Below are 5769 nucleotides of genomic sequence, written 5' to 3'. Positions count from 1 at the left end.
TTGCTGACTTTTTTAGAGAAAATCATACACTTTCAGAACAGGCGGAGTTTTTAAAAAATGAGTACGGCACAGGTGGAAGAACTCATGCTTTATCAGGAAATATGGAAAGCAGTGAATGGCATGATGCCAAGGGAATAGGTCTTAAAAAGGGGAACTCTCCGGAAGTTATGCTTAGCTGGAGTCAAGTGGCAGTAAAAGTTAAAAACCTAATAAAGAATGACAGATATGAAAATAAGGATGTTGTGTCCGATGTACAAAAACAGCTAAAATCAAAAGAAGAAAATATAGAGTCAGAGTATTTTAATCAGGAAGAAGAACAGAATATAACGGATAAAGAAAATGCTACCGACATTAATTCTGATATACAAAGAGAAGAAGAAATTCTTTTAATTCAGGATGAAAGAGAAATATCTTATGAAGAAGCCGAAAAGATCTATGAGTTGCAAATAGAAAGAGAAAAGGGTTTAAGTAAAGAAAATATATTAAATCAAAATACATCATATAAAGAGCAAAATCTAAATGATTACTGGGTGGTGGAATTTCATGAAAAATCAAGTCTAACAGAAAAAGATTATACAGGTATGATTGTTACAAAGGATCTTCTTAATGAAATAAAAGAGTTGGATGAAAAAATAAGTATACATAATGAAACTGTAGGCAAAGATAAGTATGGGCAAATGACAGATGAGTGGTTAGGGTATTCAAAGTTTTATTTTGACCATATCGTAGACGGCGAAGTAAAAGAACATTACAGAGTGGATATAGGGGATGGTAATGAAGCAAACAAAAGAGCGTTTGCCTATCTTTATAGAAACACGGCACCAAGTCAGGAGATAATAAATGAAGTATATCAAAATACTGCCTATAGTAACAAAGAAAGTGAAAGACAAGTTAATTTATCTGAAGAAGAAAATAAAAATGCATCAGAGCTTAGAGCTAAAAATGAGATTATATCTGCTTTGACTTTTAAAGAGGAAAAGGAAGCCGGAGGGTATCAGTATAACTATCAAAATGAAGAATTTATTTTGCTTAAAAAGACTGTAGATGGAGGAAACTTAAAAGCACCGGAGCATATAACAAACAGCATAGACGGGAAAACCGAATATGAAGCGGAGCTTGTTTTGGATATGAAAAACAGGCAGTTAAAACAAAATCTTAGATATAACGGATATTTGTTAAATAACAATGTGGCTATTTCATATGACAGCTACAAAGAGATGCTTCAAAATCTTCCCTATTTACTTGATGATAACCATAGAAATGTACTTCTTACAGGTTATATAAATGAGCAGATTAAAAAAGCAAATGAACAAGAAAATGTAAATGAGCCGATTTTTAAAGAAGGTATGCAGGTAAGATATCTAGGAAAGGAATACCTGATTTCAGAAATAAGGGATTATGGAAGCTATAAGACAATAAAATTGGATGATAATGAAGGGTATCTTACCGGCTTTATTACAGGAAGTGAGATTCTGACATTTAGAAATGAAAATGAACTTGACTTTGAGATACTTTCCACAGAAGAAAAATCACCGGAGAAAAGTGTATATAAAGAAGTTTTACCTGTCTTAAATAAAGAAGCTTTAAGTGAAGTACCAAAGCAAGAAGAATCCTATAAAAAAGAAGAGAATAAGAAAAACAATCTACCCGTCAATTATAGGATAACAAGAGAAGATGAAGTCTTACCACCATCAGAGCGATTAAGAAACAACATTGAAGCAATAATGGTACTAAAGCAGCTTGATAAAGAAAACAGAAATGCAAGTAAAGAAGAGCAGGATATTTTAAGCAAGTATGTAGGTTGGGGTGGACTTTCAGATGTATTTGATGAAGAGCGGGGAGGTCAGTGGCAGGAAGCAAGGGAATTTTTAAAGGAAAACTTATCATCGTCGGAGTATGAGGCTGCCAAAGAAAGTACGCTTACCGCCTTTTATACACCTAAGGTAGCAATAGATGCTATTTATCATACTTTATCCGATATGGGATTTGAGAGTGGAAATATCTTAGAGCCAAGCACGGGAACGGGAAGATTTATCGGAAATCTGCCCAGATCAATGCAAACCTCAAAGTTTTACGGCATAGAACTTGACAGTATCAGCGGACAGATTGCTAAAAAGCTATACCCTGATGCAAACATTCAGGTAAAAGGCTTTGAAGAAACTGCTTTTTCAAATAATCTTTTTGACATAGCTATAGGAAATGTACCTTTTGGAGATTATAGGGTATCCGATCGTGAGTATGAAAAAAACAACTTTCTTATTCACGATTATTTTTTTGCCAAAACACTGGATAAGGTGCGTAGCAAAGGAATAATTGCTTTTATAACTTCATCAGGCACAATGGATAAAAGAAATGAGGATATAAGAAGATATATTAGTGAGCGTGCAGAGTTTCTGGGAGCTATAAGGCTTCCAAATAATACATTTAAAGGTGAAGCCGGTACAGAGGTTACAAGTGATATTATTTTTTTAAAGAAAAGGGACAGGCTATTAAAGATAGATGAGGACTGGGTTAAGATTGATAAGGACAGGAAGGGACTGACCTATAATAAATACTTTGTAGATAATCCACAGATGATACTTGGAAATATGCAGGAAGTACCGGGCAGGTTCGGCACTACTCTTTCTTGCATTGCAGATGAAAGTAAACCGATAAAAGAGCAGCTTGAGTATGCAATTAAAAATATCAAAGGCACTTATGAAAAGGCGAAGTTAAACGAAGAACTTGAAACGGAAACACTGCCGGCTGACGATAATGTTAAAAACTATTCCTATGCAGTGATTGAAGATAAGGTATACTTTAGAGAAAACTCAATTATGCAAAAGGTACTTCTAAATAAAGCTGATGAGGAGAAGATAGGGGCATATCTTGAAATAGAAAAAGCATTAAGAGGAGTAATTACCTATCAAAAGGAAGATTATCCGGAAGGAGAAATAAAAACCTTACAAAGCAGATTAAATAAGCTTTATGATGATTTTTCTAATAAGTATGGACTAATTAATTCAAGGGCAAATAAAAGATTATTGCAAGAGGATGCCAACTACTCTTTAGTGTCAACCTTGGAAAACCTTAATAAAGAGGGTAACTTTATCGGCAAGTCGGATATTTTTACAAAAAGAACCATTAAAAAAGCTATGGTAATTGAACATACGGATAGCTTAACAGAGGCATTAATCCTTTCCATATCTCAAAAAGGGAATGTAAACTTTGAGTATATGGAGGAGCTTACAGGAAAGATAAGAAAAGAGCTGATAGAAGGACTAAAAGGAGAGATATTCCTAAATCTTGACAGTTTTGAGCCAAGTGATATTACTCCTTTTTCATCAGCTTTAGATTTGGGAGATTTTTCCAGATCCTATGTCAGTGCAGATGAATACTTATCAGGTAATATCAGAGAGAAAATTGAAGTAGTAGACGCATATATAAAAAATATAGATTATGAAATTAAAAGGAATGAGGAAGAGTTAGATAAGCCTCATGAATTACAATCGGGATTTGAAACAGGAAGATCCAATCAGGAAGAATTATCATATAAATCGGAAATAACAGAGAAAATTTCGGTATTAAAACAGGAATTATCCGCTCTTAATTATCAGAAAAAAAGACTGGAAGAAGTAATGCCGAAAACTCTTGAAGCAAGTGATATAACTGTCAAGATGGGTTCTACATGGATACCTGAAAAAGACTATAAGAGCTTTATGTTTAATCTGTTAAAGACCTCCGCATCAAACAGATGGAATATAGATATTAAATATACTGATTTTACGGGAGAGTATAGGGTAGAGGGAAAAAGCACAGATAAAAATAACGACCTGGCTAATTTCACCTATGGAACAAGCAGAGTGAGTGCATATAAGCTTATAGAGGATAGTCTAAATCTTAGAGATACTAAAGTATATGACCAGATCATTGATTCGGACGGAAAGAAAACATCTGTTTTAAATCAGAAAGAAACCATGCTTGCAAGGAGTAAACAGGAAATTATAAAAGAAGAATTTAAAAATTGGATCTTTGAGGATGTGGACAGAAGAAACCGACTGGTGAAAAAATATAATGAAAGATTTAATTCCATTCGATTAAGGGAGTATGACGGAAGTCATTTGCCTTTTGACGGGATAAATCCTGAAATTAAGCTTAGACCACATCAAAAAGATGCAATAGCAAGGGGGCTTTTTGGAGGAAATACATTACTTGCACATGAAGTAGGGGCGGGCAAGACCTTTGAGATGATAGGAATTGCGATGGAGTCTAAAAGGCTTGGGATGAGTTCAAAAGCCATGTTTGTAGTTCCAAATCATATAGTAGAACAGTTCGGGCGTGAGTTTAACGAGCTTTATCCGGCAGCCAATATACTTTGTGCTACGGAAAAGGACTTTACACCGGACAAGCGGAAAAGATTTTGCAGTAGGATTGCAACAGGAGACTATGATGCGGTGATTATAGGTCATAGTCAATTTGAGAAAATCCCGATTTCAAAGGAAAGACAGGAGTATGAAATTAAAAGTCAGATCGATGAGATCGTGGAATTTATTGGAGAGTATAAAAGAGACAGAGATCAAAGATTTAGTGTAAAGCAGCTTGAAAAGACAAAGAAAAGTCTGGAGGCAAAGTTAAAGAAACTTAATGATGATTATAAAAAAGATGATGTGGTAACTTTTGAGGAACTGGGAATTGATAAGCTTTTTGTGGATGAAGCCCATTCATATAAAAATCTGTACCTGTTTTCAAAAATGAGAAATGTTTCAGGGATCAGTGCAACAGATTCACAAAAGTCATCCGATATGCTTATGAAATGCAGATATATGGATGAGATAACAGGCGGTAAGGGAGTTGTTTTTGCAACAGGGACGCCTGTCAGTAACAGTATGGCTGAGCTATACACCATGCAAAGGTATCTTCAGTATGACGAACTTAAAAAAATGCACCTTCAGCACTTTGACTCTTGGGCATCCATATTTGGAGAAACAGTTACGGCAATAGAACTTAATCCGGAAGGAAACGGATATAGAAGCAAAACAAGATTTTCAAAGTTTTACAACCTCCCGGAACTGATGAACATGGTTAAGCAGTTTATGGATATAAAAACGGCGGATGTATTAAATCTTCCCGTTCCAAATGCACACTATGAAACCATAAAGACAAAACCGACCGAGGAGCAAAAGGAAATACTTGAAACTTTTTCAGAAAGGGCTGATAAGGTTCGAGCAAAACAGGTGGATTCCTCTGTCGATAATATGCTTCTTATAACCAATGACGGAAAGAAAATGGCACTTGATCAAAGGCTTATAAACCCTCTGCTTCCCGATGATGAGAACAGCAAGGTAAATACTTGTGTAAAAAATATCTTCAGCATATGGGATAAATATGCAGATAAAAGGTCGGCTCAGCTTGTCTTTTGTGATATGTCTACACCCTCAAGCGAGTTTAATATTTATGATGATATCAAGAACAAACTTATGGCTATGAGAATTCCTGAAAGGGAGATAGAGTTTATCCATAATGCAAACAACAACAGGGAAAAGGATGCTATCTTTGATAAGGTAAGGAAAGGAGAAATTCGTGTGCTTTTAGGTTCCACACAAAAGATGGGAGCAGGAACCAATGCACAAGATAAACTCATTGCCATTCATGATCTTGATGTTCCATGGGTGTGACTTGAAAGTCGCATAGATAATTGTTTAACTAAATGAAGATTAAACCCTCTATTCCGTTAGAGGTAGCCTAATACCACCTGCTTTATCAGCAATGATAATGTTTGGAAGCTGGTAT

1 protein-coding gene is annotated in these 5769 nt (G+C 35.2%); it reads left to right on the top strand.

Features of this window, described 5'->3' with window-relative positions:
- On the top strand, nucleotides 1-5654 hold a 5654-nt coding region (locus J4O15_RS07305), incomplete at its 5' end, for a DEAD/DEAH box helicase family protein (protein WP_243762005.1).
- Nucleotides 5655-5769 lie beyond the last annotated feature (115 nt).

The sequence above is a fragment of the Lachnoanaerobaculum sp. Marseille-Q4761 genome (assembly GCF_017565785.1).
Lineage (GTDB): Bacteria > Bacillota > Clostridia > Lachnospirales > Lachnospiraceae > Lachnoanaerobaculum.
The sequence above is the reverse complement of the archived record's forward strand: the minus strand, read 5'-3'. Positions and strand labels throughout refer to the sequence as shown.